Annotated in this window: 4 protein-coding genes and 1 pseudogene; 2 read left to right on the top strand and 3 right to left on the bottom strand. The window is 71.2% G+C overall.

Going from position 1 to position 4,494, the window contains the following annotated elements; genetic code table 11:
- The coding region (locus tag JWR81_RS18935) for a hypothetical protein (RefSeq protein ID WP_297654256.1) at positions 1 to 195 on the top strand (195 nt) is incomplete at its 5' end.
- Between the two features lie 240 nt (positions 196 to 435).
- A pseudogene (locus tag JWR81_RS18940) lies at positions 436 to 798 on the top strand (DNA-3-methyladenine glycosylase I).
- A gap of 944 nt (positions 799 to 1,742) precedes the next feature.
- Here the strand turns inward: JWR81_RS18940 and JWR81_RS18945 are convergent.
- Genes JWR81_RS18945 through JWR81_RS18955 form a run of 3 tightly spaced genes read right to left on the bottom strand, consistent with a single transcriptional unit; the run spans position 1,743 to position 4,352 of the window.
- Positions 1,743 to 2,711 (bottom strand): ketopantoate reductase family protein, encoded by a 969-nt coding sequence (locus JWR81_RS18945; RefSeq protein WP_297654259.1) that lies wholly within the window; start codon positions 2,709 to 2,711, stop codon positions 1,743 to 1,745.
- Positions 2,712 to 2,736: 25 nt separating this feature from the next.
- Positions 2,737 to 3,489 (bottom strand): 3-hydroxybutyrate dehydrogenase, encoded by a 753-nt coding sequence (locus tag JWR81_RS18950; protein ID WP_297654262.1) that lies wholly within the window; start codon positions 3,487 to 3,489, stop codon positions 2,737 to 2,739.
- Positions 3,490 to 3,503: 14 nt separating this feature from the next.
- On the bottom strand, positions 3,504 to 4,352 hold the full coding sequence (locus JWR81_RS18955) for a serine protease (protein WP_297654265.1): 849 nt from the start codon (positions 4,350 to 4,352) through the stop codon (positions 3,504 to 3,506).
- Between the last annotated feature and the right edge of the window lie 142 nt (positions 4,353 to 4,494).

Here is a 4,494-nt window from a genome sequence, read left to right on the forward strand (position 1 = left end):
ATCGCGCTCTACCTCGGAGCCGACACCAACCTGCAGGCGGGTTTCGAGATCGAGAACATGCAGTGGACCGAGGTCATGCAGTCCGACGACGCACAGCTCGCGCTCCGGACCTACATGGCCGAGGAGCTCGATTCGCGTCGCGCCTGGTTCGAGTCGGAGAACTCGAAGAATTACCCCACTTACGCCGGCCACTGAGAAAGCAACTTCACAACGGCCCCCGTGACCTGGCCCAGACACCTCCGCACCCCGTGACTGTGGTGGTACCGGCGCTCAGTGTGGTAGGGGGCCAGCGCAATACCCAGGGCCACGCGTGACCACATTTCGGACGTCTCACGGAGGGTAGGTGTTCGGTCGGGCCAGTGCTCTCGGGGAGCGGGAACTTGACCCGGTGAACGGGGAGAGCCGACCGTAGGCCGACGGAAAGCAGAGAGCCAGATGAGCGACGACGTGATCATCGGATACGAGGGAAGAGCGCGGTGCGCCTGGGCCGGAGCGGGCGACACCGCATCCAGTTACTACCACGACGAGGTCTGGGGCACCCGCACGTATGACGAGTCTGCCATGTTCGAGGCACTCACCCTCGGCGTGTCCGAGGCCGGGCTGAACTGGTCGGGTCGTCTTTGCCAAACGAGACGCCTTCCGAAAGGCGTTCCATGACTTCGACGTAGCCAAGGTCGCCGCGACGTAGCCAAGGTCGCCGCGATGACGGAACGGGACGTCGATCGGCTGCTCCAGAACCCAGCGATCATTCGCAACCGTGCCAAGATCCAGTCGACGTCGACAACGCACGAGCGATGATGTCCGCGTCGCCAGCCTGCCGACGCTCGCGAAGTCCTACGGGCCGAGGTTGTTCTAGCGCAACTGTCATAATCGTGATTATCGGCAACAAATATCGTTACGGATATCGATGGTGTAGCAGGGCGGGCAAATGCCTCCTGCGGCGACGAGCCAGAGGACCACCCCGCGAGGGCGGGGGACGACGGCCTGATCGGCTACCTCGGCGGCGGAACCGGGGACCACCCCGCGAGCGCGGGGACGACCCGATGGCGACCGTGCGGTCCCCAACGGGAGGGGACCACTCCCGCGAGCGCGGGGAGCACGACGAGACCGCGTCCGAGGTGGCGAGCCGGGAGGGGCCACCCTGCGAGCGCGGGGAGCACTCGCCAACCGCGACCAGGTCGGCATGTATGTGCGCGTCGAGACCGCATGGGACGACAACGCCGCCACCCAGCTCGGGCTGTAGCCGCACTGTCCGGCCCGCTCGCTGACTCAGCGGTCATGCCTGCGCAGCTGCCGGATCGCAGTAGCGGCCTCGTCGCCGAGGTACGGATCCGCCACCCACGGCTCGAGCAGGCTGGCTGTCTCATGAGTCCCGAGGCGTCCCAGCTCCCGGATGATGAAGGAAGTGTGGCTCCCAAGAGAGCTGAGCCGGGTGGTCGAGATGATCATGTCCGGGTGAGCGAGGCCCCACTCCAGCAGCTGTCGTACCTGCCGAGGGAACGCTTCCGTGAGGCGTAGGTAGGGGGTAGTGCCTGCATCAACGGTGCCGTGCGTGGTAGTCGGTGGCCGACACCGCGCTGCCGTGCACCACGACGAGACCGGGCCCGTTCCCGATGGAGCGGACGTCCATCTGCCGGCCGTCGGCCGTCGCCACCAGCACCACATGACCCCCTGTTGGGCTCTCACCCGGGATTCTGCGCCGCGCGGGCCCCGGCCGCGACCCCGCCCCGTCGCGACGACGGTCAGCGACGAGCCTGGGCCAGCAGGTCGACGGCCGCGTACGAGCCGGGCGCGCGGCCGGCACGGGCCATGTCCTCCACCACCTGCAGCAGGGTGGCGTTCACCGGCGTCGGGACGCCGTGCCGCCGGCCCAGGCGGACGATCTCGCCGTTGAGGTGCTCCGCCTCCACCGACCCGGCCCCGCGCTGCAGGCTCTGCCAAGTGGAACCGCCCTGCCGCGCCTGCCCGTCCACCGGGTGGATCGCGATCAGGTCACCGCGCCGGGCCTTGTCCTCGGCCCTCGACGCCACGTCGATGCCGGCCGCGGCGAGGCCGCGTTCACCCTCGTCGCGGGCGGCGGCGAACAGCTCGCGCAGCCCGGGGTCGTCGTGACCGCAGGCGGCCTCGGCCGCGTTGCCCAGGTTGCCCACCAGCTTGCGGTACTTCCACCGCATGATCGCCGGGTCGGCGCGCGAGCTGAAGCCCGCGGCGGTGAGGTCGACGGAGAGCTGCTCGGCCAGGCCGTCGGCTCCCGTGGGGTAGCGGCCGACGTCCAGCACGCCGGGCGTCGGCGCCGAGTAGCTCAGCACCAGCCCCGGCTCGAGGTGCTCGGCCGGCAGCATCACGCAGATCGCGAGCACGTGCGCGAACAGGTCGGCGGCGAGGCGCTCGTTGGTGACGCCGTTCTGCGCGCACACGACGGGGACGTCCGGCGCGACGTCGGCCAGCGCGTCGAGCAGCGCGGCGCTGTGCTGCGTCTTCGTGGCCATCACGGCGACGTCGTCGCGGCCCCAGCCGACGTCGGCGGGCGTGGCGGCGGTGGGGATGCGTAGCGTGCGGGTGCGGCCGGGCTCGGCCAGGCGCAGCCCGTCGGAGCGCAGCGCGTCGAGGTGGGCGCCCCGCGCGACGAGCACGACGTCGTGTCCGGCCTCGTGCAGCCGTCCGCCGATCGTGCCGCCGACGGCCCCCGCACCGATGATCACGTAGCGCACGGACCGACCCTTCCATGCGCGCCGATCAGCGTGCGGTCCACCCTCCGTCCGCCGACAGCGACGACCCTGTGATCGACGCCGACGCCGGCCCGTAGAGCACGGCGGCCAGCTCGGCCACCTCCGACGGTTCCACCAGCCGCTTCACGGCCTCGGGGGCGAGCAGCACCTGCTCGAGCACCTCACTCTCGGAGATGCCGTGCGCACGGGCCTGGTCGGCGATCTGCTTCTCCACCAGCGGCGTGCGCACGTAGCCGGGGGCGAGGCAGTTGCTGGTGACGCCGTGCGGGGCGCCCTCCAGCGCCACCACCTTCGACAGGCCCTCCAGCCCGTGCTTCGCGCTGACGTAGGCCACCTTGAACGGGCTCGCGCGGTGACCGTGGGCGCTCGATACGTTGATCACGCGTCCCCAGCCCCGGGAGTACATGTGCGGGAGTACGCGGCGCACCAGCCGGAACGGTGCCTCCAGCATGATCCGCAGGATCAGCGAGAACCGCTCGGGATCGAAGTCCTGCAGCGGCGCCACGTGCTGGATGCCCGCGTTGTTGACCAGCAGGTCCACCTCCGCGGGCAGCGCGTCGACGGCGTCGAGGTCGGAGAGGTCGCAGACCACCGCGTCGATCCCGGGGACCTGCTCGGCGAGGGCCTTGAGCCCTGCCTCGTCGCGGTCGACGGCGATCACGGCGGCGCCGTCGGCGGCCATCCGCGCGACGACGGCAGCGCCGATCCCGGACGCCGCCCCCGTGACGAGCGCGGTGCGGCCGGTGAGGGGAGTGGGCATGCCCCGACGTTAGGTCATGCGATCCCGCCGCGGAACGGCTCCGTGCCCGGAACCAGGGTGAGCCTGCCGAGGTCGCCGTAGCTGTTCGCGTAGGCCAGCGCGAGGGCCAGGTCGGTGACGCCGTTCGTGTGCCGGGCGTCGAAGAACTCGGTGCTCAGCACGCCGACCGCGCGGCCCTGGGCGTCGAGGAAGCCGCTGCCGGAGTCACCCGGCACCCCCGGCGGGGTGATGGCGACGCGATGGCTGCGGCCCCCGCCGGCGTCGGAGACGGCGACGCCGCTCTTGACCCCGCTGCCGCCGTTGTTGGGCTGGAAGCTGTAGACGTCCTCGCCGGTCGTCAGGCCGTCGGTGTCGAGGCCGGTGGGGCCGCCCAGCACCGGCATGCTCGGGTTGACGGCGTCGGTCTCGGCGGGGTCGAGCGCCACGAGGGCGAAGTCGTTGTAGCTGCACAGCGCGGCGGTGGTCTCGCCGCGCTGCTGCATCGTGCGCCACGAGTTGTAGGCGAGCCGGCCCTGCTCCTCGCGGCCGTTGCGGCCCCGGATCTCGATCGGCGTGCCCAGTGGCAGTGTGGAGGCCGAGCAACCGCCCGCGTTCTCGGCGTCGCTCGCGGCCGTGCAGTGGGCCGAGAAGCCGATGTAGAGCGCCGACCCGCTGCTGAACACGAAGTCGGCCGTGCACTCGGACGCGGTGCGGGCGTCGAGCTGCGCGAGCAGGGTGGCGCCCGGAGTGATCGTGGCGGTGGCCGCCGAGGCGAGACTCAGGGTGACGGGTGTTGCCCACGCCGAGGGGGCGAGCGCCCCGGCGGTGGCGATGCCGACGGCGACGACCGCTGCGATCGTGACGGCACGTGAAATGCGACCCACGGACGACCTCCCGACGAGTGAGACCCGACCGTAGACCGGGACCCGGGGTTCCGGCGGCAGTTCCACCCGACGGGACGCCGCCGGCATCCGATCGGGAGCGGGTAACGCGACCGGGCGTGCCGCCGAGCCTCCGAGGAGGTGA

It is taken from the genome of Pseudonocardia sp. (genome assembly GCF_025965585.1).
GTDB lineage: Bacteria > Actinomycetota > Actinomycetes > Mycobacteriales > Pseudonocardiaceae > Pseudonocardia.